The organism is Micromonospora sp. NPDC005220 (genome assembly GCF_040607895.1).
Lineage (GTDB): Bacteria > Actinomycetota > Actinomycetes > Mycobacteriales > Micromonosporaceae > Micromonospora.
In genome coordinates, this window is the sequence record NZ_JBEXHP010000009.1 from 100,813 (window position 1) to 125,900 (window position 25,088).

Annotated in this window: 21 protein-coding genes; 12 read left to right on the forward strand and 9 right to left on the reverse strand. The window is 70.5% G+C overall.

Annotation, left to right across the window (positions count from 1 at the left end; translation table 11 throughout):
* The first annotated feature begins 319 nt into the window (after positions 1-319).
* From ABZU52_RS06610 to ABZU52_RS06620, 3 genes are all read left to right on the forward strand, one after another.
* Positions 320-985 carry a C39 family peptidase gene (locus ABZU52_RS06610; protein WP_354970076.1) on the forward strand — a complete coding sequence of 222 codons (666 nt, stop codon included), beginning with the start codon at positions 320-322 and terminating at the stop codon, positions 983-985.
* A gap of 246 nt (positions 986-1,231) precedes the next feature.
* The gene (locus ABZU52_RS06615; RefSeq protein ID WP_354970077.1) at positions 1,232-2,146 is read left to right on the forward strand and encodes a DUF1996 domain-containing protein; all 915 of its coding nucleotides are present in this window, start codon (positions 1,232-1,234) and stop codon (positions 2,144-2,146) included.
* A gap of 72 nt (positions 2,147-2,218) precedes the next feature.
* Positions 2,219-2,878, forward strand: a complete 660-nt coding sequence (locus tag ABZU52_RS06620; RefSeq protein ID WP_354970078.1) for a DUF305 domain-containing protein — start codon at positions 2,219-2,221, stop codon at positions 2,876-2,878.
* Between the two features lie 87 nt (positions 2,879-2,965).
* On the opposite strand, the gene ABZU52_RS06625 is transcribed toward ABZU52_RS06620, so the two are convergent.
* Positions 2,966-3,862 carry an acetyltransferase gene (locus ABZU52_RS06625; protein ID WP_354970079.1) on the reverse strand — a complete coding sequence of 299 codons (897 nt, stop codon included), beginning with the start codon at positions 3,860-3,862 and terminating at the stop codon, positions 2,966-2,968.
* A 352-nt stretch (positions 3,863-4,214) separates the two neighbouring features.
* On the opposite strand from ABZU52_RS06625, the gene ABZU52_RS06630 reads away from it, so the two are divergent.
* The 3 genes from ABZU52_RS06630 to ABZU52_RS06640 all read left to right on the forward strand — a co-directional run bounded on the left by ABZU52_RS06630 (position 4,215) and on the right by ABZU52_RS06640 (position 6,155).
* Positions 4,215-4,598 carry a MerR family transcriptional regulator gene (locus tag ABZU52_RS06630; protein WP_354970080.1) on the forward strand — a complete coding sequence of 128 codons (384 nt, stop codon included), beginning with the start codon at positions 4,215-4,217 and terminating at the stop codon, positions 4,596-4,598.
* Positions 4,577-4,924 carry a thioredoxin gene (gene trxA / locus ABZU52_RS06635; RefSeq protein WP_354970081.1) on the forward strand — a complete coding sequence of 116 codons (348 nt, stop codon included), beginning with the start codon at positions 4,577-4,579 and terminating at the stop codon, positions 4,922-4,924. The genes ABZU52_RS06630 and trxA overlap by 22 nt, the downstream gene beginning before the upstream one ends.
* Positions 4,925-5,051: 127 nt before the next feature.
* The gene (locus ABZU52_RS06640) at positions 5,052-6,155 is read left to right on the forward strand and encodes a glycoside hydrolase family protein (protein ID WP_354970082.1); all 1,104 of its coding nucleotides are present in this window, start codon (positions 5,052-5,054) and stop codon (positions 6,153-6,155) included.
* A gap of 1 nt (position 6,156) precedes the next feature.
* Here the strand turns inward: ABZU52_RS06640 and ABZU52_RS06645 are convergent, their stop codons facing one another.
* Positions 6,157-7,050 carry an NAD(P)-dependent oxidoreductase gene (locus tag ABZU52_RS06645; protein WP_354970083.1) on the reverse strand — a complete coding sequence of 298 codons (894 nt, stop codon included), beginning with the start codon at positions 7,048-7,050 and terminating at the stop codon, positions 6,157-6,159.
* 99 nt (positions 7,051-7,149) lie between these two features.
* Positions 7,150-9,111 (reverse strand): beta-propeller domain-containing protein, encoded by a 1,962-nt coding sequence (locus ABZU52_RS06650; RefSeq protein WP_354970084.1) that lies wholly within the window; start codon positions 9,109-9,111, stop codon positions 7,150-7,152.
* 190 nt (positions 9,112-9,301) lie between these two features.
* Here ABZU52_RS06650 and ABZU52_RS06655 point away from each other — a divergent pair, with 190 nt between their 5' ends.
* On the forward strand, positions 9,302-10,933 hold the full coding sequence (locus ABZU52_RS06655; RefSeq protein WP_354970085.1) for an isovaleryl-CoA dehydrogenase: 1,632 nt from the start codon (positions 9,302-9,304) through the stop codon (positions 10,931-10,933).
* Between the two features lie 11 nt (positions 10,934-10,944).
* Here ABZU52_RS06655 and ABZU52_RS06660 read toward each other — a convergent pair whose 3' ends face one another.
* Positions 10,945-11,364: a DUF2267 domain-containing protein gene (locus ABZU52_RS06660; protein ID WP_354970086.1), complete on the reverse strand. Its 420-nt coding sequence runs from the start codon at positions 11,362-11,364 to the stop codon at positions 10,945-10,947.
* A gap of 257 nt (positions 11,365-11,621) precedes the next feature.
* Between ABZU52_RS06660 and ABZU52_RS06665 the strand changes: the two genes are divergently transcribed.
* Positions 11,622-12,041 carry a PPOX class F420-dependent oxidoreductase gene (locus ABZU52_RS06665; RefSeq protein WP_354970087.1) on the forward strand — a complete coding sequence of 140 codons (420 nt, stop codon included), beginning with the start codon at positions 11,622-11,624 and terminating at the stop codon, positions 12,039-12,041.
* A gap of 221 nt (positions 12,042-12,262) precedes the next feature.
* Positions 12,263-13,588 (forward strand): glycoside hydrolase family 18 protein, encoded by a 1,326-nt coding sequence (locus tag ABZU52_RS06670; RefSeq protein WP_354970088.1) that lies wholly within the window; start codon positions 12,263-12,265, stop codon positions 13,586-13,588.
* A gap of 135 nt (positions 13,589-13,723) precedes the next feature.
* On the opposite strand, the gene ABZU52_RS06675 is transcribed toward ABZU52_RS06670, so the two are convergent.
* Positions 13,724-14,119 carry a hypothetical protein gene (locus tag ABZU52_RS06675; protein ID WP_354970089.1) on the reverse strand — a complete coding sequence of 132 codons (396 nt, stop codon included), beginning with the start codon at positions 14,117-14,119 and terminating at the stop codon, positions 13,724-13,726.
* Between the two features lie 168 nt (positions 14,120-14,287).
* On the opposite strand from ABZU52_RS06675, the gene ABZU52_RS06680 reads away from it, so the two are divergent.
* Positions 14,288-17,089: a M14 family zinc carboxypeptidase gene (locus ABZU52_RS06680; protein ID WP_354970090.1), complete on the forward strand. Its 2,802-nt coding sequence runs from the start codon at positions 14,288-14,290 to the stop codon at positions 17,087-17,089.
* A 284-nt stretch (positions 17,090-17,373) separates the two neighbouring features.
* Here the strand turns inward: ABZU52_RS06680 and ABZU52_RS06685 are convergent, their stop codons facing one another.
* Positions 17,374-18,024: a GNAT family protein gene (locus tag ABZU52_RS06685; RefSeq protein ID WP_354970091.1), complete on the reverse strand. Its 651-nt coding sequence runs from the start codon at positions 18,022-18,024 to the stop codon at positions 17,374-17,376.
* Between the two features lie 63 nt (positions 18,025-18,087).
* Positions 18,088-19,230: an MFS transporter gene (locus ABZU52_RS06690; protein WP_354970092.1), complete on the reverse strand. Its 1,143-nt coding sequence runs from the start codon at positions 19,228-19,230 to the stop codon at positions 18,088-18,090.
* A gap of 54 nt (positions 19,231-19,284) precedes the next feature.
* On the opposite strand from ABZU52_RS06690, the gene ABZU52_RS06695 reads away from it, so the two are divergent.
* Complete coding sequence (locus tag ABZU52_RS06695; protein ID WP_354970093.1) at positions 19,285-20,028, forward strand: helix-turn-helix transcriptional regulator; 744 nt, start codon at positions 19,285-19,287, stop codon at positions 20,026-20,028.
* Between the two features lie 72 nt (positions 20,029-20,100).
* Here the strand turns inward: ABZU52_RS06695 and ABZU52_RS06700 are convergent, their stop codons facing one another.
* Both ABZU52_RS06700 and ABZU52_RS06705 read right to left on the reverse strand, forming a co-directional pair.
* Positions 20,101-20,901 (reverse strand): SAM-dependent methyltransferase, encoded by an 801-nt coding sequence (locus ABZU52_RS06700; protein ID WP_354970094.1) that lies wholly within the window; start codon positions 20,899-20,901, stop codon positions 20,101-20,103.
* A 235-nt stretch (positions 20,902-21,136) separates the two neighbouring features.
* Positions 21,137-23,197 (reverse strand): cellulose binding domain-containing protein, encoded by a 2,061-nt coding sequence (locus ABZU52_RS06705; RefSeq protein ID WP_354970095.1) that lies wholly within the window; start codon positions 23,195-23,197, stop codon positions 21,137-21,139.
* Positions 23,198-23,730: 533 nt separating this feature from the next.
* Here ABZU52_RS06705 and ABZU52_RS06710 point away from each other — a divergent pair.
* On the forward strand, positions 23,731-25,065 hold the full coding sequence (locus tag ABZU52_RS06710; protein ID WP_354970096.1) for a PHB depolymerase family esterase: 1,335 nt from the start codon (positions 23,731-23,733) through the stop codon (positions 25,063-25,065).
* The last annotated feature ends 23 nt before the right edge of the window (positions 25,066-25,088 follow it).

A 25,088-nucleotide genomic window follows, 5' to 3' on the forward strand; every position in this document is an offset into this window, starting at 1 on the left:
GCCACCGCGACTGTCCAGGTCGTGGGGCCACGGCAGCCGCCGGGAACACCCGACCGGCCGCCCCGGTTACATCCCCCGCACGGCCGAGCGCCACCACCGGCCGACCCGCAGGCAGGCGGAACGAGCCGACCCCCGGGCAGGCGCAAGCCGACCCTCGGGCAGGCGGAATGATCCGCCGCCGCGAACCGTTACACCCCGTCCCGACGCCGACCCCTCAGCGGGTCGCCGGGCAACCCCCGTACGAACTTCCCCCGCACGGTCGCACTGACCCCCAGTTGCAGCACCGTGCGGCACCCCCGATGCAGAGGAGCACGCCATCATGCGTACCGATCTGATCCGTAAGACCGCCCTGACCGCCGCCGGTCTCGCCTTCACCGGCGGCGCCATCGCCGGCCCCGTCACCACCGCGTTCGCCGCGTCGGACGCCAAGCCGGCCACCCAGACCCAGACCGACCGCAAGAGCGGCGGCCATGGTGAGCGGGAGTTGGGTGTGCGCTACGAAGCCCAGCCGAACTTCTACTACTGCGGTCCCGCCGCGGCCCGTAATGCCCTGTCCGTGCAGGGTAAGGACATCAGCGTGGACGCCATGGCCAAGGAGATGGGCACCACCGAGGCCGGCACGAACTCGATCAACGACATCACCCCGGTGCTGAACAAGGAGACCGGTAAGGCCGATGCCTACCACTCCGTCGAAATCTCCAGCCCGAACGCTGACGGCACCCAGACCGACAAGCTGCGCGCCGACGTGGTGAAGACGGTTGACGACGGCCGGGCCGTGGTCGCGAACATCGCCGGCACCAGCACTGACACCGACGGTGGTATCCACTCCTTCGAGGGTGGGCACTACATCAGCGTCGTCGGTTACCGCGACGGCGGGAACGTGGTGAAGATCGCCGACTCCGCCGACCCGAACACCGCCTCCTACGAGGTCACCGTCGAGCACCTCGCCGACTGGATCGCCACCCGCGGCTACGCCACCAGCTGACCCACCCCGCACAGCACGAACCGACAGGGCCGGACCCCACCACGGGGTCCGGCCCTTCGTCGTCATTCCCACCAACTGCGGCACGTATTGACAATTGTCAACTTCGGCGTGAGGCTGGGGAGCAGTGAGAGCGCTCTCTCACACCGGTCCCAACCGGCCACCACCCCAGTCTGGCCAGGCACAACTCCGATGCCTTCGGCGGCGGCGCCGGAGCTGTCCCTGACCCGTCCCCTGACAGGAGTCACGATGGACAGGGCCGCACCCCTCTCCGGCATCCCCCGCCGACTGCGCCTCGCCACGGCGATCGGCGCCCTGCTGGTGCTACTCGGCACGTACCTGGTGTCCACCACCAACCGGGCCGACGCCGCGCCCGGCCGAGCCGACGCCGACTTCGGCGCCAACGTCATCCGGGTCGCCGAGTTCCCCGCCGACTGCACCTACAGCCACCGGCTGCCCGACGACCCGATCGTCTTCCCCGGGCTGCCCGGCGCGTCGCACATGCACAGCTTCTTCGGCAGCAAGGTGACGAACGCCAAGACCACCCTCCCGGACCTGGTCAACTCGCCCACCACCTGCAACCCGGCGGTGGACGTCTCGTCGTACTGGGTGCCGACCCTGTACGCGAACAACGTCGCGGTGGAACCGGCGATCGCCACGTTCTACTACCTGGGCGAGGGCGTACGCGCCGACGTCGTCGCGAACACCCAGCCGTTCCCGCAGGGGCTGCGGCTCGTCGCCGGCAACGCGAAGGCGACCGGGCCGAACGACAGCATCGCCCGCTGGTCCTGCCTGCACGCCGGGCAGGTGCCCCCGTCGAAGGACTTCGTCAACTGCCCGTCGGGCACGATGCTGGAGTCGTACCTGGACTTCCCGCAGTGCTGGAACGGCCGGGACCTCGACTCGCCGGATCACAAGAGCCACCTGGCGTACCCGGTGAACCAGGCCTGCCCGAGCACCCACCCGGTGCACGTGCCGAAGCTGCGGCAGGTGCTGCGGTACCCGGTCACCGGTGACCCGTCGCGGTTCCGGCTGGCCTCCGGGCCGGGCTACACCATGCACGGCGACTTCTTCAACGCCTGGCCGGTGGCCGAGATGGCCCGCCGGGTCCAGGACTGCATCCGTCCCGTCATCAAGTGCGGTCACGACGGTCGACCGATCTGAGCGACAGGTTCACTCCACGGCGGCGGGTCCGGTCACCCCCGGGCCCGCCGCCCTGGGCGGAAGGGAGGTCTGATGCGCCAGTCGACGACGTCCACAGTGCTCATCGCCGTGCTGCTCGTCGCCGGTTGCGGTGCTGGGCCACGGGACGCGGCCGGCACCGCCACCCCACCCGTGACCGCGCCCCCGGCGACGACCGCGCCGACACCGACGGGTACGGCGGGGTCGTTCAACCCCACCGACATCGCCTGGCTGCAACTGACTGTGGCGATGACCGAACGGCTGCTGCCCGTACTCGATCTGGTGCCGGAGCGGACCACCGACCCGGCCTGGCGGCAGACGGCGGCCGAGGTCGCGACCGCCCGGCGCGCCGACCTGGATCGCGCCCGCCAGCTCCTGACCGACGCCGCCGCGCCGACGACGAACCCGCACGAGGGGCACGACATGCCGGGCATGGTCACCGCAGCGGAGATGACCTCGCTGCGGGCGGCCAGCGGGCAGTCGTTTCACCGTCTGCTCGCCGGTCACCTGCGGGCGCATCTCCAGCAGTCGGTCCGGATCGCCGCCGCGGAGCAGCAGAACGGGGGCCAGCCGGCCACCATCGCGCTGGCATCGGCCGTGGTCCGGTCCGGCACCGCCGACCTCGCCCGACTCGACGGGCTCGACCGGGCGCGCGGAACGCAGCCAGCGGCCGGCCACCCAGATCAGACGGCCGGCGAGACTCAGGCGGCGTAGCGGGCGGCGAGGTCGACGACACGTCGGGCGGTCGCGCCGCGCGCCGGCTGAGGTGGTGCGCCCGGCTGACCGGGCGCACCCGGTCAGCTATTCCTTGCTGTTCGGCGGCGCGAAGACGACCCTGGAACGCAACTGCCGAAAGCCGGTCCGCTCCAACTCCGCCAGCACCGTCACCCGGTGGGATTCCACGTCGGCGATGACCTCGCGGGCACCGCCCGCGGCCAGCACCCGGACCGCCTCGGCCAGCAGTTCGGGCCGGGCCGCCTCGTCGAGGAGGCCGAGATAGGCGAGCAGTGGGAAGCAGGCTTCGCCGGCCGTGCCGACCAGCCCGACCGGGTTGCCGGCCGCCAGGGCGACCCGCCACTCCTCGGTGTTCTCGCCCAGCCAGGCCAGCGGGTCGGTGGCGAGATCGACGCCGCCGACCGCTCGTGCGTTCTCGACGCCGGTCAGCACGTCCGGCTCGGCGATCCGGGCGACCAGGGCGTTGATCTCCGCCGCATCGGCGGGTGCCCGGAAGTCGTACCGCCCGGAGGACGCCGGCAGGGGGGTGCCCGTCCAGGAGCAGCGGAGCCGCTCCCCCCGTTCGACCAGCCCGGCGAGCCGGGCGGCCGTCATGGGCGCCCGGACCACGGCCAGCACCTCGGGTCGACGCCGCCAGTGCGCCGGCAGCGCGGCGTAGTACAGGCCGGGACCGCCCAGCGCCTCGTGGGCGGCGTGCAGCAGCTCGGCGCCCACCTCCGGCTCGGCGATCAGGTCGAACCGGTCCAGCCAGGGGGCACCGACGGCGCCCGGTGGAAGGGCCCAGGCTGCCCGGCCCACCAACCGGCCGGCGCGCAGCGCCACCCAGGTGGTCTCGGGCCGGTAGCCGCCGCCGGCGATTCCGTCGGCGTACGCGACCTGGCGCAGTTGGGGCAGCGGATCGGGCATCGAGTCGAACAGGTTTTCCTCGCCCGCGACGAGCGGACGAATGACCAGATCAGTCATGGGTTGGTCCTCCGGGAAGCGAGCGCCCCGGGTCAGATCCGCGCGGACGCCGGAGCGCGGAGGGGGCGCAGAACATCGGACATTGTTCTGACCTCCTTCCGGCTCGACGGCGTGCCCGACGACCATATGCGCAGCGGTCGCCGGCCCGCAACGGATCGTCACAGCGGTGCCCTTCGACACGGCTTCGTGCACCTCGGTCGGGTCGCGACCGAGTATCGGAGCCGGTTCGGTGAGTCGCCGTCGATGACCCTGCGCCGCTGGTTTCTGCCAGCTACCGTGCCTCGCCCGGTCCTTGCCTTGACGCTGACGACAAGGTTTAGCGTGGTCGCGACGGGCCGATGGAGGAGGTCGGATGCTCATTGGCGAGCTGGCTGAACGGACCGGCACGAGCCCTCGCACGCTGCGCTACTACGAGGAGCACGGACTGGTACGGGCGCAGCGCTCCGCCAACGGCTACCGCATCTACGACGAGGCGGAGCTACGCGTCGTCCGGGAGATCCGGGCGCTGCTCGACGTGGGTTTCGGCCTCGACGATGTCCGCCCGTTCGTCGCCTGCCTCCGGGCCGGCAACACCTCCGGCGATGTCTGCCCGGACTCGGTGCTGGTGCTGCAGCGCAAGATCGCCGAGGTCGACGCCGTCATCGACCGGCTCGGCGCGGTGCGCCAGCAACTGCACAGTCAACTCACCCACGCGATCGCACATCGGGAGAAGACATGCCTCAGAAGGCGGAAGTAGGTTCGCTGGTCACCGTCACCGACGACACGTTCGCGGAGCTGGTGCTGGCCAGCGACCGGCCCGTGGTCGTCGACTTCTGGGCGGACTGGTGCCCGCCCTGCAAGGCCATCGAGAAGAGCCTCGCCGAGCTGGCCCAGGAGTTCGGTGACCGGATGGTCGTGGCGAAGCTCAACTCCGACGACAACCCGAGAGCGACCCGGAACTACCGGGTGATGTCCCTACCGACGCTGCTGGTGTTCCGTGCGGGCGAGGTGGTCGGTTCGACAGTGGGGTCCCGGCCGAAGACGTACCTGCGACAGACCCTGACCGCACAGGCCGGGTGGTGACCGCCAGCAGCGCGGGTGAAACCGTTATCCCGGTCCGGCCGGCCAGTCTCCTGAGGGGAGGCAGATGGCGGATCTTCGTCATCGCCCACGTCAGGTAGCGGTACGACCACGTGAGGGAGTCGAGACGATGCGCGTAACCGGCCAGGGTGAGGCGGACGCCGCGAGGCGGAACCGAGGCGCCCACGCGGACCCGCGACGCGGGTTGCTCGGCCGCCTCCCGGTTGGCGTACGGCGGCTGTTGTGGCCGCTCGTCGTGGCCGCCGCGGTCGCCGTACTGGTGACGGGTGTGATCGTGGTGGTGCAGCCGACCGGGCCGACGCCCGCACCAGCGGCGACGCAGGCGCTCGACGCGCCGCCGCCCACGAGCCCGCAACCCGGCGCGACCAGCGCGACCACGCCCGCCGCCACCAGGAGCCCGGCCGGGGCGACCCCGACCCCGACGCCGACGCCGAAGCCGACAACCGGGCGTCCGGTCGCCCCGGCGGCGCCGGCGGTGACCTCGAAGCGCAAGGGCGTCGGAGTGTGGACCTTCGACGGCGTCAGCCAGGCGTTGGCCAGCTCCGGGGCGAGTTGGTACTACACCTGGGACGTGGCCCACCCGGGGGTCACCAGCCCGAAGGGCGCCGAGTTCGTCCCGATGATCTGGGGGGCGAAGAGCGTCACCGCCAGCAATCTGCAACAGGCCGAGAAGAACGGCCGCTACCTGCTCGGGTTCAACGAGCCGGACCTGAAGGGTCAGGCGGAGATGACCGTCGAGCAGGCGTTGGAGCTGTGGCCGCAGTTGCAGGCCACCGGCCTTCCGCTGGGCAGCCCGGCGGTGGCCTGGGGTGGCGACCGGCCGGGCGAATGGCTCGACCGGTTCATGGCCGGGGCGAAGCAACGCGGCTACCGCGTCGACTTCATCGCCCTGCACTGGTACGGCGGCGACTTCACCACCGCCAACGCGGTCAACCAGCTCAAGTCGTACCTCCAGGCGGTGCACGACCGGTACGAGCTGCCGATCTGGCTGACCGAGTTCGCCCTGATCGACTTCTCCAACGGGGTCCGTTTCCCCACCCAGGCGCAGCAGGCCGCGTTCCTCACCGCGGCCACCCGGATGCTGGGCGGCCTGTCCTGGCTCCAGCGGTACGCGTGGTTCGGCCTGCCCGCCACGGACAAGGACCAGACCGGGCTGTTCCGGACCGGCAGCACCGCCACCGTCGTCGGCCGCGCCTACCAGGCGGCGCGCTGACCTACAGCACGTCGACGTGGTCCCGCCAGGAGTGCTGCGGTTCGTACCCCAGCACCCGGCGGGCCTTGTCGATGCTGAGCAGCGTCTCGTGCTCGCCCAGCTCCTTACGGATCTCGACCCCGGGGTAGACCTCGGCCATCAGGCTGGCGCTGGACCGGGTCATGACGGTGTCGGCGTTGGCGATGACGAAGACGTCGGCACCGGGCTGGTCGTGCGCGAGCGCGCGCTCGACCGCCTGGGCCCCGTCGCGGGCGTCGATGTAGCCCCACAGGTTCCACCGGCGCAGCTGCGGGTCGGCGTCGAACGAGGGGAACGGCGCGTAGTCCTCGACGTCCATCACGTTGGAGAAGCGCAGACCCACCATGACCAGCTCCGGGTCCCACCGGCAGAAGTGCCGGGCCATCTCCTCCTCCAGGGCCTTGTTCAACGAGTACGTCGACTCGGGCCGTGGCGCGTACTCCTCGTCCACCGGCGCGTACGGCGGCGGGGTGTCGAACGGCAACCCGAGCACCGTCTCGCTCGACGCCCACACGACCCGCTTGATCCCGGCCGCCCGGGCTGCGGCGAACACGTTGTACGTCGCGGCGGAGTTGTTCGCGAAGGTCGTCGCGTTCGTCATCAGCCCGGGGGCCGGCACCGCCGCCAGGTGCACGACCGCGTCGACGCCGCCCGCGTGCTCGTCGGCGCCCCCGGTGAACGCCTCCACCACCTGCCCGTAGTCGGTCAGGTCGACCAGCAGGAACTCGCCGTCGACGTCGCGGGGGTCGCGTCCGCCGACGCGGTCGACCGCCAGGACGTCGACGCCCACGGCGCGCAGGTGCGCGACCACGGCGCGACCAAGTTTGCCGGTGGCACCGGTGACCACGACACGGCTGGGCAGTACGGGATCGCTCATGCTGACATCTTCTCCGGCGAGGCGCGACGCCCCGGACGCGGGTGCGGGCCGACCCGCTCCGAACAGCGGCACGACCCGCGCCGGACACCACCACACCGTTCACGCAGTAGGCAGCCAGCCGAGGGTCTTCATCGTGGAGAGGCTGGTCGCCTTGAGGCCACCGGCGGAGACGGTCCAGAGCACTCCGTCGACCACCAGTGACCGACGGATCGGCGTCAGACCCTCGGGACCTGCCGTGTCCGGCGTGTGGTCGACCGTGCCGACCTCGGTGAACCCGCCGTCGCCGGCTCGCAGGGCCACAGCCACGTTGCTCGGCCGGCCCGTACCGAAGACGCTCAGTGGGACCACGACCAGGCGTTCTGCCGGCCAGTAGAGGAACGCGTGCGGGTCGAACTCCGCCTCGGAGTGCCCCTGTCTGACGTGATACTGGGCGACCCGGGTCGGCGTGGCCGGGGAGGAGACGTCGAAGAGCGAGAGCTGGGTGCCCTGGATACGGCCCTGGCCGGACGCCTCCTGCCCGACACCGAGCAGCCGTCCTTCGCCGGCCGGATGCAGGTACGCCGAATACCCGTTGATCTTCAGTTCGCCGGTCACCTTCGGCGCCCCCGGATCACGCAGATCGACGGTGTAGAGCGGGTCGGTCTGCCGGAAGGTGACGACGTACCCGGTGCCGCCGACGAACCGTACCGCGTAGATCCGTTCCCCCTTGCCCAGCCCGGTGACCTTTCCGACCTGGGTCAGCGCCGTGCCGTCGGCACGCAGGACGTACACGCTGGACGTCGAGTTCGGCCTGTCGCCCCAGGTACGGCCACTGGTGGTGGCCACTCGCAGGTGCCCGTCCCACTCGGACATGGCGTACTGATTGACGAGCCAGCCCGGTACGGACGCGGCGGCGACGTATCGCGGGGCGCCGGTGCCCGTGATGTCGAACTGGTAGATCTCGGTGGTCTCGTCCCTGGGATCCGGTGCGATGTTCCGCGCGGTCAGCATCGGCAGCACCCGCCAGCGCTGATCGTTGGCGACGTACAGCCGGGGTCCGTTGCTGTAGACGGTGTCGCCGTCGGCGATCACGGTGACCGGGTCGCCAGCACCGAGCGCGGCCGCACCGAGGTCGAAGCTGAGCACGGTCACCAGCGACGTGCCGGAGTAGACGGCCGGCCGGCTCACCCGTTCGCAGCCGACTCGTCCGGCGCTGGTTCGCCCGCCGGAGGTGACCTCGTACCGGGGCAGCCAGTCGTCGGCGGTGGCGTTGTCGATGATTTCGCGGTTGGCGGTGGTGCGCTGCTCATCGGTGGCCCGTTCCCGGTGCGGGAAGTTCAGCCGGGGCGCGGAGCGGACCACGACCCGGACCGTCGTGCCGACCTGGCGGGCGTCCACCAGATCGCCGTCGATCCGGTATTCGCCGATGATCTTCGGCTGGCCGGACAGGTCGACCATGATCAGCTGAGGGCCGACGATGCCGTCCGGCGCCGGGGCGTCCACGACCCGCCCGTCTCCCTTGGGGATGGCCGTTGCCACCCTCCCGGCCCACCCGTCGCGGCGCAGTACCAGCGCCCGGTCACCGTGCAGCAGCAGGGCGTCCTCGGCCCAGCCGAACTGATCGGCGCCCGGTGCCAGTTCCAGCTCTCCGGTCAGCCTGCGGGTGGCCGGGTCGACCACGTACAGCGTGCCGTGCTGCACGGTGACGATCCGCCTGCCGTCGGTCTTGACCAGGTCCGGCTCATCGGCCCCGGCCTCGTGCGTGTTGGTTCCCGAGTAGCCGGGGGCGGCAGCGTTGGACGCCGTATCCGCCACCCCCGCTGCGGCCGGAACAGCCTGTTCGGCGCGGCCGAAGGTACGGATGTCCCCGTTCGCCCCGAACCCCCAGGGCCCGACGTACGCCCGGGCAGCCGCCTTCAGTTGCCGCAGCGCCTCCGGGCAGGAGTCGAACGCGACGAGCCGGAACCCGCCCGCCGGCACTCCCCGGTCAGGTGGCGGCGCGGGGGCCGGCTCCGCCGTAAAGCCGGTGACCAGCGCCAGGCCGGCGACCAGGGCCAGTCCCATCACGCGAGCTGGAGTCATGACTCGGGGGGCGCCGTTGGCGGCCGTTGGCTGGGGTAGGTGGGCGCTGCTACGCGTCATGCCCCCTACGACGTGGTTGCCCCGGGCTGGGTTCCCGGCAGGACGCCTTGTCGCGAAAGATTGAACGGTGGTTCAATCCTTGCGTGGCGTACCGAAGCACCGACCGGATGAAGGCTCGGCTGTGGCGAGCGTGACGACGACACACGAGGTCTTCAACCAGGTTCCCCCGCTCGCCGGCTACGACGCGGCGGACGACCCGGCACTGCTCGACGGGCTGGAGCGGGAGGGCGCCGGCTGGGCCGCCGCCGAGGTGCACGAACTCGGCCGCCTGGGCGGCACTGAGCGGGCCATCGAGGACGGGCGGCTGGCCAACGAGCATCCGCCGGCCCTACGCACCCACGACCGCTACGGCCATCGCATCGACGAGGTGGAGTTCCACCCCGCCTGGCACGAGCTGATGCGCACCGCGGTCACATACGGCCTGCACGCCGCACCATGGGCGGACGCCCGACCGGGCGCACACGTGGCCCGGGCCGCCAAGTTCTACACGTGGCGGCCCGACGCCGGCCACGGCTGCCCGATCTCGATGACCTACGCGGCGGTGCCCGCGCTGCGGCACAACCCGGAGCTGGCCGCGCGGTACGAACCGCTGCTCACCGCCACGACGTACGACTTCGGGCTGCGTCCTCCGCTGGCCAAGCAGGGGCTGCTGGCGGGCATGTCGATGACGGAGAAGCAGGGCGGCTCGGACGTACGCGCCAACACCACCACCGCCCGCCCTGAGCCGGACGGAACCTACCGGCTCGTCGGGCACAAGTGGTTCACGTCGGCGCCGATGTGCGACATCTTCCTCACCCTCGCCCAGGCACCGGGCGGGCTCACCTGCTTTCTCGTCCCGCGTGTCCTTCCCGACGGCACCCGCAACCCGATGCGGCTGATGCGCCTCAAGGACAAGCTGGGCAACCGGTCCAACGCCTCGGCGGAGGTGGAATACGAGCAGGCGGTCGCCTGGCGCGTCGGAGACGAGGGACGTGGCGTGCGCACGATCCTCGACATGGTCAACCTGACCCGCCTCGACTGCGTCATCGGCGCGGCGGCCGGGATGCGCCAAGGCGTGATCACCGCAGCCCACCACGCCACCCACCGGCAGACCTTCGGCCGGTACCTCATCGACCAACCACTGATGCGCAACGTGCTCGCCGACCTCGCGGTCGAGTCCGAGGCCGCCACCGTCCTCATGATGCGCCTCGCCGGAGCGACCGACCGATCCGCACGCGGCGACGCCAGCGAAACCGCGTTCAAACGGCTCGCCCTCGCCGTCGGCAAGTACTGGGTCTGCAAGCGCTGGCCGGCACACGCCGCAGAGGCCCTCGAATGCCTGGGCGGCAACGGCTACGTCGAGGAGTCCGGCATGCCGCGGCTGTTCCGCGAGTCGCCGCTGAACTCGATCTGGGAGGGCTCCGGCAACGTCGCCGCCCTGGACGTCCTGCGTGCTCTCGTGAGGGAACCCCAGGTCATGGAGGCGTTCCAGGCCGAGGTGAGCGCCGCTGCCGGCACCGACGCACGGCTCGACGCCGCGGTCCGCCAGGTGCGCGCCGACCTGTCCGACCTCGACGACCTCGAACTGCGGGCGCGCCGCATCGTCGAACGACTCGCCCTGGTGCTTCAGGGCTCGCTGCTGGTGCGGCACGGCCACCCCGCCGTCGCCGACGCCTTCTGCGCGTCCCGGCTCGGCGGCGACCACGGCCAGGCGTACGGCACCCTGCCGCGCGGCGTCGACTTCACCGCGATCATCTCCCGCGCCACCCCGAAGGTGAGCTGACAGAACTCACGCTACGAGCCGCGGCGCTGCCTGTCACCGGCACCCACCGGTTCGATCACCTGCCGGAACTCCTTCGGAAGCTGGGCCACCGCGTCATCGAACTCGTCACGGGTAACAGCCTCACGGAGCGTGGTGAACACCGCGCGGACCCCGGCACGGGCGTGCGCACGATCGACGGCGGGGTGGTCCGCCACCCGCCGCACGAACTCGTCGAGCCCGAACGGCCTGGCATGATCCTCCCTTCTGAGCGGTGGCGGTTTACGCAAGTGATCGTCAAGCCCGTCGGGAAGCTGATAGGCGATGTCCTCAGCCTGGCCGGCGCTGATCCGATCCCCCAATGTCTCCAGCGTGGCGCGGGTGAGTGTCGCCGCCTGATCGGGCGACACCTTTGCCCGCGAGGCCACCGTGTTGATGAACTCCTCGTACTCCACCTGATTCTCCTCTCCGGCCCGTTCGGTCAGGCAACCTCACCCTCGGGTGCCGAGCGAACTGGTACCTCGACAGCGTCCTGGGACGGAGGGTGAGCGGGCCTCATCCCCATCGGGCGAATCCACGCCCCCGCTACGGCGACCGCGACGTACATCGACGATCGGGGTCGACCTCAGCCGGCTATGCGCCCCATTCGGACCAGAGCGGACCGGATGGTGCGTAACGTAGGGGTAACCCCCTGACGCAAAGAGGAGACTTCATGTCCAAGCCACCGCTTCCCGAGGCCGCGGTCGCCATGCTCCAGAAGCCGAACCCCGCCGTCATCACCACCCTGCGAAACGGAGGCCAGCCGGTGTCCGCCGCCACCTGGTACCTGTGGGAGGACGGCCGGATCCTGGTGAACATGGACGAGAGCCGCCGTCGGCTGGAGCATGTCCGCAACGACCCCCGGGTGGCCCTCACCGTGCTCGACGAGGCCGGCTGGTACACCCACGTCAGCATCATCGGGCACGTCGCCGAGCTGCGCCCCGACGAGGACCTCGCGGACATCGACCGGCTGTCGGAGCACTACACGGGCAAGGCGTACCCACGCCGGGATCGTGGCCGGGTCAGCGCCCTGATCGAGATCGATCGCTGGCACGGTTGGGGCGCGCAGAAGGACAACGACCAGGTCGGCTGACCGTTCCCGTCCGCCCTGTCGCCCTGACGGCTGCCGTCAGGGCGTCAGCGCGGTGGCGGACCGGGCACGGACGCGGGTCAGCACCTGGCAACCACCCGTAACGCCGTCACAATCCCCCATGCGGCTGGCCGGCTCTTGACCCTGGACGGTGACCGGCTTAACTTCATCAATCAGATAAGTCTCTTTACTAATTCTGCTTGATGTCTCGTGGGAGTGTGCCGATGCGACCATTCCGCCACCGCCGTCTCACCGCCGTCGTCGCCCTGGCGACCCTGCTGGTCACCGCCGCCCCACCGACCGCAGCGAACGCCGGCGCCAAACCAGACCGCACCGGATACCACCGGGTCGGCTACTTCACCCAGTGGGGCATCTACGGCCGGGCCTTCCCGGTCAAGAAACTCGAAACCTCCGGCGCGGCGAGCCGCCTCACCCACCTCAACTACGCCTTCGGCAACGTCAGTGAGGACGGCCGCTGCTACCTGGACGGCGGGCCGGGCGAGGGCGACGCCTGGGCCGACTACCAGCGTCCCGTCCCCGCCGAGGAGAGCGTCGACGGCGTCGCGGACGCCCCGGGCCAGGCGCTCAACGGCAACTTCGGCCAACTCGCCAAGCTCAAGGCCAAGCACCCCACACTGAAGGTGCTGATCTCGCTGGGCGGCTGGAGCTGGTCGACGTACTTCTCGAACGCGGCCCGCACCGACGCCTCCCGCAAGGCGTTCGTCACCTCCTGCATCGACCTGTACCTCAAGGGCAATCTCCCGGGCAGCCCCCCGGGTGCCGCGGCCGGCGTCTTCGACGGCATCGACCTCGACTGGGAGTGGCCCAACTGGGCGGGTGAGCCCGGCAACGTCATTCGCCCGGAGGACCGGGAGAACTTCACCAAACTGCTCGCCGAGTTCCGCCGGCAGCTCGACGCGTACGGGCGCACGACCCGCGCGCACCACCCGCTGACCGCGTTCCTGCCGGCCAGCCCGGCCACCATGGACGCCGGCTACGAGGGTCGCAAGATCTTCAAGTACCTGGACTTCGCCACCGTGCAGGGGTACGACTTCCACGGCGGCTGGGACGCGCGGGCCAACCAGCAGTCCGCGCTTCGCGTTCCGGCCGGCGCCCCGGACAACCCGGACTTCTCCGTCGAGGTGGCCATCGACGGGTGGATCGCCCGCGGTGCGCCACGGGACAAGCTCGTCCTCGGCATCCCCTACTACGGTCGCGGTTGGACCGGCATCACCGGTGGCGGCAACGGCCTGTTCCAGCCGGCCACCGGGCCCGCGCCGGCCACCTTCGAGGCCGGCTACGAGGACTACAAGAAGCTCAAGACCCTGGCCGGCAACGGCTACACCGTGCACCGCGACCTGCGCGCCGGGCACGCCTGGCTGTTCGACGGTACGACGTTGTGGACGTACGACGACCCGGCGGTCGTGTTGCAGAAGACGCTCTACATCCGACGGGCCGGCCTGGCCGGCGCGATGATCTGGTCGCTCGACGGTGACGACGACAACGCCACCCTGACCAAGACCATCGGCCTCGGCCTGACCACCTGGTAGCCACACGCCGCACGCTGCACGCCCGGCCCGCCGCCGGCTGGGATTGGGCCCTCAGTTGCTCACGCCTTGATCGGGTGATGAAAAGTAGGTGTCAGGAGCGTCCCCGACCTATTTTTCATCACCCGATCGAGAGAGTCACCTGTTGTCCGGGGCGACCGCCCGCACCGCGGTCTCGATGAGCGCGGTCACCTGGTCCATGTCCCGAGCCCGGTGCACATCCAGCTCGGCCGACGATCCGCTCGGAAGGGTCAGTCGCACCGTCACGTTCTCGCGGCGGTGGGTCAGCCACCCGGCGATCGCCTGCACCAGCACCATGACCGCGCCGCCACTGCCAACGGCGACCAGCAGTACGTCCGCGGCAGCTGCGGACACCTCGCCGGGAGGCACCGCCGATCCTGCCGCCGGCGCGGTGGTCACCCCTGCCCGGAGCCGGTCTTCGGCGCGAAGCCAGGAGCCCAGCGAACGTCGAGCATCGCCGGCGGGAAGATCTGGATAGACCGAGAGCGTGATCGTCTCCTGAGGCGCGGGCAACGTCTTTTCCCTCCGGTGAAGGCCAACCCCACTCCGTCATCCTGCCAGCCGGCCCCGCCGCCGGCACCCCACGCGGTCACCGAAGTCGATCAGAGCTTGACCGTCGTGTCGGCCAATTCATAGGCTCCGGCCACTGCGAGGCTTTCCCCCAAGAAGGGAACCCGATACATGGCCCCATCGTCGCGTTCGTTCTGGACCGTCCCTTCGAAACGGCTGGCGGGTGCCGCGACCGTCGCACTCCTGCTCGGCCTGACTCCCCTTCTCAGCGGCACGTCGGCCGCGAGCGCCGCCCGGCCGACCCCGTGCAGCAGCGACCCGACCGCCCGGTTGAGCAGCGTGCCCAGCCCGGAGACAGTGCTCGGCTTCCCGCTCGGCGCGGGACAGCAGCGGGTCGTCACCAACGACGAGGTCCGGACCTACCTCGGGGCCGTCGACCGCGCCTCGAACCGGGTCGTCACCGGCGTCATGACCACCAGCGTGCTCGGCCAGCCACTGCCGTACGCGGTGGTGTCCAACGAGCGCCACGTGCGGCCCGCCGCGCTCCGCGAGATCGCCGACGACGTCCGGGACCTGCGCGACCCGCGCCGGACCAGCGCGCGAACGGCCGCCCGGACGGCGAAGGACAGCCCGGCCATCGTCTGGGTCACCGCGAACGTGCACGGCGGCGAGAAGAGCGGCGCCGACGCGGCGCTCAAGACGCTGTACGAGTTGGCGGCCGGCCTGTCCTGCGCGGTCGCCCAGCGCAACGACAACCTGGTCACCATCATCGTCCCCACCCAGAACCCGGACGGCCGCGACGCGACCCGCCGGCAGAACGAGTTCGGCTTCGACCTGAACCGGGACTGGTTCGCCCGCACCCAGCAGGAGACCGACGGCAAGCTCGAACTGCTGCGCCGCTACCCGCCGCAGGTCTTCATCGACGCGCACGAGATGGGTGGCCGGCAGTACTTCTTCCCGCCCAACGCCGACCCGATCCACCACGAGATCGCCGGTGAGGCGGTGGACTGGATCAACCGGATCGGTGAGGCCAACAAGGCCGGCTTCGGCTTCAACGGGGCCTGCGGCGAGACGGTCACCACTGAGTGCTACTTCAACTACGACACGTACGACATGTTCTTCATGGGCTACGGCGACACGGTGCCGACCACCGGCTTCGGCGCGGCCGGCATGACGTACGAGAAGGGCAGCGCGTCGGCCGTGGCCGACCGGGTCCAGCAGCAGTTCCACACCCAGTGGTCGACGCTCGGCTGGGCCGCCGCGAACAAGCGCGAGGTGCTGGACGGCTACTTCGACATCTGGACCGACGCGCTCGCCCAGGGCAGGGCGGGCACGCTGGAGCCGAACGAGGTGGTGCAGCCCAGCAACGAGGTCCAGTTCCCGGTGCCGGACCTCACCATCCGCTCGTACTTCCTGCTGCCCGACCGGCAGCTCGCCGACGTCCGCCAGCTCGTCGAGCGGCTGCGCCGGATGGACGTCGAGGTGTACGAGGTGCAGAAGGCCACCCGGGTGCCCACCGCGCGGGTCTTCGGCGGGCGCAGCGCCACCAACGTGACGGTGCCCAAGGGCGCGTACTGGATCCCGATGGACCAGCCGCAGAAGCACTGGATCCAGGCCGTCATGGGTGAGGACCCGCACGTCCCGTTCCCGTACTTCTACGACGTGTCGTCCTGGAGCAACCCGCTGCTGATGGGCATCAACACCATCTACACCGGAGACAAGGTCCGGCCGAACGCCAAGCTCGTTCGCGCGATCTCCGGCGGTCGGGCCGGCGCGGCGTGGCCCTGGGGCTCGTACACGTACCCGCTCGACTCGGCCGCCGCCGCGGAACTCACCTTCGGCCTGCTCGGCCGTGGCGTCCCGCTGCTCCGCGACCTCACCACCGGCACTGTCGCCATCCCGGCCGCCAAGGTGAACCGGACCGTGGACGAGCTGGCCAGGAGGCTCGGGGTCACCCTCACCCCGGGCGGCCGGCCCGCCGGAACCCACCTCGACCTGCCCGACGTGGGGCTGTTCCAGGGCACCGGCATCTCCACCACCTCCGGCTCGCACGGCGAGGCCCGCTACGTGCTCGGCAAGCGCTGGGGGCTCGCCCTCAAACCGGTCACCACTGCCGACATCAACGACAACACCGAGGCGTTCACCGGGCGTACCGTGCTGCTGGTGCCGGACGGCAGCAGCGCCACCGGCGGTCTGACCGCCGCCGGTCAGGCCAACCTGCGCGCGTGGATCGCCCAGGGTCACACCTACGTCGGGCTGCGCAACGAGGGCACCCGGGTGGCCCGCGCCGCCGGGCTCACCTCGACCACCGAGAAGACCAAGCCGGCGGACTATCTCGTGATCGGCTCGCACCTGCGGGTCGACGTCGACCGGGACAGCCCGGTGGCGCTGGGCCGCCCGGCGGAGGACTTCGAGTTCAACAACAGCGACCCGATCCTCACCCCCAGCAGCACCGGGACGAACGTGCTCAGCTACCCGACGGGTGACACCTTCTGGGCCAACGGCTACACCGTCGGGGCGGAGACACTGAAGGGCACCGCGGCCGTCGTCGACGAGCCGACCGGCGCCGGTCGGGCGGTGCTGTTCGCGTTCAATCCGCTCTTCCGCGCGTACAACGAAAATGGTCTGCACCTGGTGGCCAACGCGTTGCTCTACCCCTCGAACGCGCCGGCCGCCCGACGGACGCCGGGCACCGACGCGGCGCGCGCCAGCGCCGCCGCCGCGCCGGTGACGCCGGACCTGGGCGGCGGGTGGCGGCCGATCACCATCCAGGTGGCGGCGGGTGACCTGGCGCGCACCCGGGCCATCGTCGAACGCTTCACCACCGACGCCCGGACGTCCGCGAAGAACGGCTCGGCGTACGTCGTGATCCCGAACCCACAGGGACTCCAGGCCGACGAGCACCCGTTCGCAAGAGATCTGGTACGCGCGCTGCGCGAGGCGCGAGTGCCATTGCGGTCCGTCGTCGCCTGACGGACCCGGCGCGCCGAGGCGCCCGTCGCCCAAGTTCGGGGGCGGGCGCTCCGGCGCGTTCGGGGATTGGTTACGACCGTCGGGCGACCTCGGCGACGAACGCTCGCCAGGCCACCGGCCCGAAGACCAGCGCCGGCCCTGCAGCTATCCCGGCGTGGAACGCTTCGTCAGCTCGATCCGATCCTGCGAGCGTTGCCTTAGCGTAGTTGCCTCCACAGCGGAGCGTCAGCATCGACGCGGCTGGTGGGAGGACAAGAGGTCAGAGTTGTCGACGGTATAGATCGCTAGTTCTGCTCGTGCGCCGCCTGCCGTGCCAGCAACTTCTCCTTCGTCGCTGGCCAGGCGTCGTCGACGATCGAGTACAGCACCGTGTCACGCCAGGTGCCGTCCGCCCGGCGCCGGTGCTTGCGCAGTACGCCTTCGCGGGACGCTCCCAATCGTTCAATCGCCTGCTGAGACCGGATATTGTTGATGTCGGTCTGCAGGGCGATCCGGACAGCGCCGAGGGTTTCGAACGCGAACGTCATCATGGTGAGCTTCGAATCCGTGTTCAGGCCTGATCGCCACCAGGCCCGGCCGAGCCAGGTGTAGCCGATGGACAGCGTCAACAGAGTGGGTTGCGGATCGACGAACGATGTCGTTCCGACGAACTCACCCGTGTGCATGTCGACCTGGGCGTAGGGGAGTCTGGTGCCGGTGGCTCTGGCGGCGAGCGCGGTGGTGATGTGCTGGGTCGCGTCCTCGATGGTGACGGGTTGGAGCAGCGCGCCGCCGGGTGGGCTTTGCCAGCGGAAGACTTCGGCGTCGTCGGGCTCGGTGCCTGCCGCCGCGAGGTAGCCGGAGGCATGTTCGAGCGTCAACGGCTCCAGCCGGATTCTTCGACCGGTGAGGACTGGCAGCGCGTACCAGAGGTGTTCGTCAGCCACGTCGCGCATGTTTCCACACGATCCTCACGGTCACGATGCGGTTTCGTCGCCCGTGGCCCGTCGAGCCATGCTTCAGCGCCTCGGCACGGCCGGCTCGGGGAGCGTGCGGAACAGCATCCAACTCAGCGCGGGCATCAGAATCAGCGGGGCGAGGGCCACCTGGAGGGAGGCCGCGTCGGCGACACCGCCGATGAGTGGACTGACCAGGCCGCCGACGCTGACGGTCAGACCCAGTGTGATGCCACTCGCGGTACCGACGCGGTTCGGGAGGTAGTCCTGGCCAAGGGTGATCTGGAGCGAGAACGGGATGTAGAGCCCAGCCGAGGTGAGCGCCACGAACAGATAGAACACCGGCCCGGGGACGAGCACGACCCCCGCGACGGCGGCGATGCTCACCAGGTACGACCAGCGCACGACGGTGACCCGGTCCCAGCGGCTGGCCAGGTTGCCCCCGAGCACCGTACCCACCGCGCCACCCAGGTAGAGCACCACCAGCGCCGCCGTTCCCGCCAGGGTTCCTCCGCCGGTGCGCTGCGGCGCGTAGAGCGCCAGGAACGTGCTCAGACCGGCGAACGCGATGGAGCGGCAGACCACGGCCATCGACAGCCGGCCGAACGAGGCCGTGTCGTCGGTCCCGATCCACCGCGGGGTGTCGGAACCAGCCGCCGTCGGGCGCAGCGCGCGAAGGACGGGCAGACACAGCACGCTGCCGGCGAGGGCCGGCACCATGAGCAGCGGAGTGAGTCGCAGACCGCCGCTGGCGACGACGGCGGCGACCAGCACGGGCGCGGCGGTGAAGCCGAGGTTGCCGCCGAGGGAGAACCAACCCATGCCCGCGTGGCTTCCGCCGCTGGCGATCCGCGCGGCCCGGGCGGACTCGGGATGGTACGCCGCGACTCCGATCCCGGAGACGGCCACGAACGCCAGCGTCAGCGGGTATGAACCGGTGATCCCGCTGCAGGCGATTCCCAGTCCGCCCAGGATCGTGCTCAGCGGCAACAGCCAGGGCACTGCCCACCGGTCCGTCAGCGCACCGAACAGCGGTTGCGCCACCGAGGAGAGCAGCGAGGCGGCGAGCACCACGCCGGAGGCCGCCGCGTAGGTGTAGGCACGCTCGGCGATGAAGAACGGTACGAGCGCGGCCACAGCGCCCTGGTAGACGTCCACGCAACCATGCCCGACGGACAGCAAGATGATCGTTCTGTTTCTCCGCACGCAGCCATGCTCGCCGCTTCCGGACCTGTCGGGCTTCCGATAACCTGCCAACCAATGACGAGAATCCGCCATCAACCGGTGGCACCGACCCGCGCCCAGCAGCTGGCGTCCGGGTCCGTGATCGACGTGCACCGCCACGACGACCATCAGATCGTCTACGCCGGCCGTGGTGTGCTGGCCATCACCACCGACGCGGGTGCCTGGGTCGTCCCCGCCAGCCGCGCCATCTGGGTGCCCGCCGGAACCGCGCACGCTCACCAGGCGCACGGCGCACTCGAACTGCACCTGATCGGCCTGCCCGCGACCGAGGACCCGCTGAGTCTGACGGAGCCGACCGTGCTGACCGTCGGGCCGCTGCTGCGCGAGTTGATCCTCGCCTACACCCGCGCCCCGCAGGACGACAGCCCCGCGCGGGCGCGGCTACGGGCCGTCCTGCTCGACCAGTTGCGGTCCTCGGCAACGCAGCCCGTGCACCTACCCACGCCCACCGAGCCCCGATTGAAGGCACTCTGCGAGATCCTGTACGCCGACCCGGCCGACAACCGCACCCTGGCCGCGCTCGGCAGGCAGGTCGGCGGGAGTGACCGTACGCTGTCCCGCCTGTTCCGCTCCGACCTCGGCATGACCTTCCCGCAGTGGCGTACCCAACTGCGGCTGCACCGTGCGCTGGTGATGCTGGCCGAGGGCGTACCGGTCACCGCCGTGGCATATCAGTGTGGATGGTCCTCCGCCAGCGCGTTCATCGACGTCTTCCGGCGCGCCTTCGGGCACACCCCGGGCAGACACGAGCGCCGGTAGCACGGACGGTCGTCGCCCTCTCGGATCCCGATGACGCCCACCCGTCCGGTCCTGCCCCTGGGACTAGGGGCGTCAGGGCTTGCGGGCGACGCCGCTGTAGCCGGTGCGGGCGACCTCCGGGTCGTCGGTGGCCGGCGGCTCGGCGTACGGCCACATGTTGACCAGCCCGGGTGACTCCAGGACGAAGTCGCCGAAGAACCTTGCGACGTCCGCGTGGCTGCGCGGCACGAAGGGGCTGTTCGCCCGCGCGTAGATCGCGGAGATCCGGGCCATCAGGTCGGGGTGCGTGTCGGTGCTGGCGTGCGACAGCGCCAGGTAGCTGCCAGGGGCGAGCGCGTCGCGGTAGGTGGCGACGATCCGCTGCGGATCCTGTTCGTCGGGCACCAGGTGCAGTACGAACATCATCAGCACCGCGACCGGGCTGCCGATGTCGATCGCGGCGCTGATCTCCGGGTGGCCGAGCACCTGCTCGGGGTCCCGTAGGTCGGCCTGCACCACGGACACCGTCTTCGAGTCGGCGAGCAGGGCCCGGCCGTGGGCGCAGACCACCGGATCGTTGTCGACGTAGACGACCCGCACGTCGGGGTCGACGCGGTGCGCGATTTCGTGGACGTTGTCGCGGGTTGGCAGCCCGGACCCGAGGTCGAGGATCTGCCGGATGCCCCGCTCCTGCACGAGGTGCCGGACCGTCCGGGCGATCAACTCACGGCCCTGCCGGGCGGCCTCGGGCATCCACGGCGCGACCTGCAACACCATCTCGGCGGCGGCCCGGTCGGCGGCGAAGTTGTCCTTGCCGCCGAGGTAGTAGTCGAACATTCGCGCGGCGTTCGGCTTGTCCGGTTGCAGGGCAACCTGGGGCTGCGACTGAGTCATGATCGACCACCTCTCCGCCCGTCGGTCCGGTCCCGCAGCATAACGTCCACGATGCCGGTCACCCGCCCGTCGGATCGGCTAGCGGACATCCACCGGGCCGTGTGGGGCCCGGCCCTTCCCGAATGAGGGTGATGCCTGTGAGTCATCACGATGACTCACAGGCATCACACACTTCGGGGAGTGCGTCAGGGGCCAACCCGAGCCGCCCTGACCATCGACGCCCCTGGCCAATCCGTCAGCCGGTGGCGCAGATGGTGCCGTTGAGGGTGAACGCCGTGGGCAGCACGTTCGGCCCGCTGTACGCGCCGACGAAGCCGGCGCTCACGGAGCCGCCCGCGGCGATCTGCCGGTTGTCGGTGGTGGGCGTGACCCGGACGGCGGTGCCGACCTGTTCCCAGGTGGCGCTCCAACCGCTGCTCACCTGCTGCCAGCCGGTCGGCCAGGTCCAGGTGAGCGTCCAGCCGTTGATCGGACTGGTCCCGTTGTTGATGATCTCGACGCCACCGATGTAGCCGTTGCCCCAGTCGTTGTTGGTGGTGAAGCGGACGGTGCACGTACTGGCGGCGGGGCTGCCGGTGGCGAACGTGAGCGGCGGCGAGGCCCAGGAGACCCGTCCGGCGGTGTCGCGGGCCAGCACGTTGACGGTGTACCTGCTGCCCGGCACGAGGTTGTCGACAGTGAACGAGGTGGACGCGGTCTCGCCGAGCTGCTCGCTGACCGCGCCGTTCTGCCGGTGCACCTCGTACTTGGCGATCGGGCTGCCGCCCGGGGTGGACGCCGGCCAGGTGATCGTCGCGGCGCGGTCGGTGACGCCGCTCGCGGTCGGCTGGCCCGGTGCCGTCGGCCGTCCGGCGGTGGCGCCGGCCGCACGCAGCACCAGCGTGGTCAGCGAGTACGGCGGCAGGGTCCGGCTGGTCGCCGAGCCGGACTGGCTGGTGGCGATGCCGGTGGCGCCGTTGGTCAGTGTGGACACCGTGGGCGCGGCGGCCGACGGGGTGAACCCGGCGTAGTCGATGGTGACCGGGTGGGCGTTGTCCGGGTCCTTGTTCACCAGCAGCACGGCCAGGTCACCGTTGCCCCGGCGGACGGCGTGGGCGGTGACCAGCGGCTCGTCGGTGCCGGCGCGGACGAACTGGTCGCCGGTCTTCGCGAAGAGCTTCATCATCGTCAGCGCGTGGTACGGCGCGAACGGTGTGTTCAGCGGCGGTTGGCAGACCGAGCCGTCCTCGGTGCAGGCGCCGCTGGAAAGCATGCCGAAGTCGCCGTAGTCGGTCTGGCCGGCCACCTGCGTCACGGTGCCCATGCCGTTGTGCACGTTCCACCAGTGCGCGGTGAAGACGCCGTTCTCCAGCAGCCCGCTGTAGACGTCGGCCAGGAACAGCGCGGCCGGCTGGGTGTTCCGGCCGGCGTCGACGTTCAGCTCGGTGAAGCTGATGCCGATGCGGTCGGCGTTCGCGCCGGCGTACCGGGCGAGTTGCTGCCGCAGCAGGTAGGTGGCGTCCGAAAGGTGGTTGACGCGGGCCAGTGACTCGGCGGCGGTGCCGCCCGGGTACCAGTGCACGTCCACGAAGTCGATTTTCGGGCCGGCGATGGAGAGCACGGTCTGGTTCCACGGGCCCGGGTCGCTGCCGGCGGTGATCCCGTCCGGCCAGTTGCCCGGCATCGTCAGCACCGCCCCGACCTTGATGCTGGGGTCGACCGCCTTCATCGCGTCGGCGTACTCGACGACCAGCCTCGCGTACTGTGTCGCGCTCTTGTCCGGGTGGTTGTCCGCCTCCCACGCGGACCCGTAGTGGCCGTTGCCGTAGTTCTCGTTGCCGACGGTCCAGTACCGCGCGCCGTATCGCTTTGTCACGTTGGCGTACCGCACCCAGTCGGCGGCTTCGGCGGGCGTACCGGTGCCGTAGTTCGCGATGATCATCGGTTGGGCGCCAGCGCGCCGGACCGCCGCCATGAAGGTGTCGAAGTCGGTGCCCGGCGCGACGTAGCCGCCGGGCGCGGTGTGGTCCTTCCAGTGGTAGATGTCGGCGTACGAGCCGCCGGGGTAACGCATCATCTGCACGCCGGCATCGCGGAGCAGGTCCGATGTCTGGGCGGTGCCGAGGTTCGAGTCCCAGATGGCGTGGTTGACGCCGAGCGCGGTGTCCGGCACGGTCGCCAGACCGGCGCGGGTGTTGACGGTGACGGTGACCGGATCGGCCGCCGCGCTGGCGGTTGGTGGGTTGACGCCGGCGAGCGCGCTCGCGGCGAGCAGCATGCCCGCCAGGAGTGCCGCGCGGGTCTTCGATGTACGCATGGGCGGGGTTCCTTCGCGCAGATGAGCCGCCCGCCGGTCACTGTGCGACGCGGGGACGGGCGAACTCGGGGACGGCTGGCTCTCGTTGGTCTATCGCTTGTGTCACCGTCCCCCGGAGATCACACCTGGATCCCGGTTGCCCAGTGGACGGAGGTCAGCCCCGCGCGTGGCTTCTCATCGACGTACCACAATGGCACTGTCGGCTCGACAATCTCAAGATGCGCGTCACTCGGACTGCGACGCACGGAATCGACAGACGTCACACGTTACGGCTTGACGAACGGCATGTTATCGCTCACAGTCGATGCGAGGCGATCAGCTTCCGTGGCCCACCGGGAGGGCCTCCGCTGCTCGGACCTCGGTGGTTAGGGCGTCCGCTGGGCATCCGGACGTCGTATCAGGATCTGTCAGCAGCCGCCGGTGACGCGCGGCGGACGCCGCGCGCCTCGGGACCACCCGGGCGCCGTCGTGGACCGCCTGCGCTGACCGCCGCGCTGCCGCCGGGCCCCCGATTCACGACAAGAGGAACGCCGATGAGATCAAGGATCGCACTGCTGGCCGCCACGCTGGCGACGGCCCTGGCGACGATGACGGCCGTGGTCACGGTAGCCACTCCGGCGTCGGCCGCGTCGCTCACCCAGGTGACCAACTTCGGCACCAACCCGACGAACCTCCAGATGCACCTGTACGTGCCGGACCGGGTGGCGGCCCAGCCGGCCCTGCTCCTCGCCCTGCACTACTGCACCGGCAGCGGCCCCGCGGTGCACACTGGCTTCGGGCTCAGCACCCTCGCCGACCGCTACGGCTTCATCGTGATCTACCCGTCGGTGACCCGGAGCAGCAAGTGTTGGGACGTCTCGTCACCGCAGGCGCTGCGGCGTGACGGTGGCAGCGACCCGGTCGGCCTCAAGTCCATGGTCGACTACGTCCGGAGCCGCTATCCGGTCGACGCCAACCGGATCGGCGTCGGCGGGTTCTCCTCCGGCGCCATGATGACCAACGTCATGGTCGGCCTCTACCCGGACCTGTTCAACGCCGGGTTCAGCTCCTCCGGGGTCCCGTTCGGGTGCTTCGCCACCACCAACGGCGCGGAGTGGAACAGCGAGTGCTCCGGCGGACGGATCGTCCGGACCGGACAGCAGTGGGGTGACCTGGTCCGCAGCGCCTACCCCGGCTACTCCGGCAAGCGTCCCCGGTTCCAGATCTGGCACGGCACCACGGACACCACGCTGAGCTACGTCAACTTCGGCGAGCAGATCAAGCAGTGGACCAACGTGCAGGGCGTGTCGCAGACCCCCAGCTTCACCGACTCCCCGCAGACCAGCGCCACCCGTACCCGGTACGGGGGCACCGGCGGCACGGCGCCCGTCGAAGCGATCAGCTTCCAGGGGTACGGCCACTCCATCCCGTTCGACGCCGCGCAGGCGATCCGGTTCCTCGGCTTCGACACCACGAGCCCCACCACACCGCCACCCAGCGGTACGGCCGGACCGCTGCGCAACACCGGGGCCAACCGCTGCCTGGACGTCCCGTCCCGGTCACAGACCAACGGCACCCAGCTCACGCTGTGGGACTGCAACGGCGGCACCAACCAGCAGTGGACGTTGACCGCCGCGAAACAGCTCCAGGTATACGGCACGAAGTGCCTGGACGCCGAGGGGGCCGGGACCTCGCCGGGCACCAGGGTGATCATCTGGGACTGCAACGGGGGCACCAACCAGCAGTGGAACGTCACCACCGACGGCACGGTCACCGGCGTGCAGTCCGGCCTGTGCCTCACGCCCAACGCCGCCGGAACCGCCAACGGCACCCCCGCGGTCCTGGCGAGCTGCAACGGCACGAACAGCCAACGGTGGACCCGAAGCTGACGCGCTGACCGCGGCGGTGATCT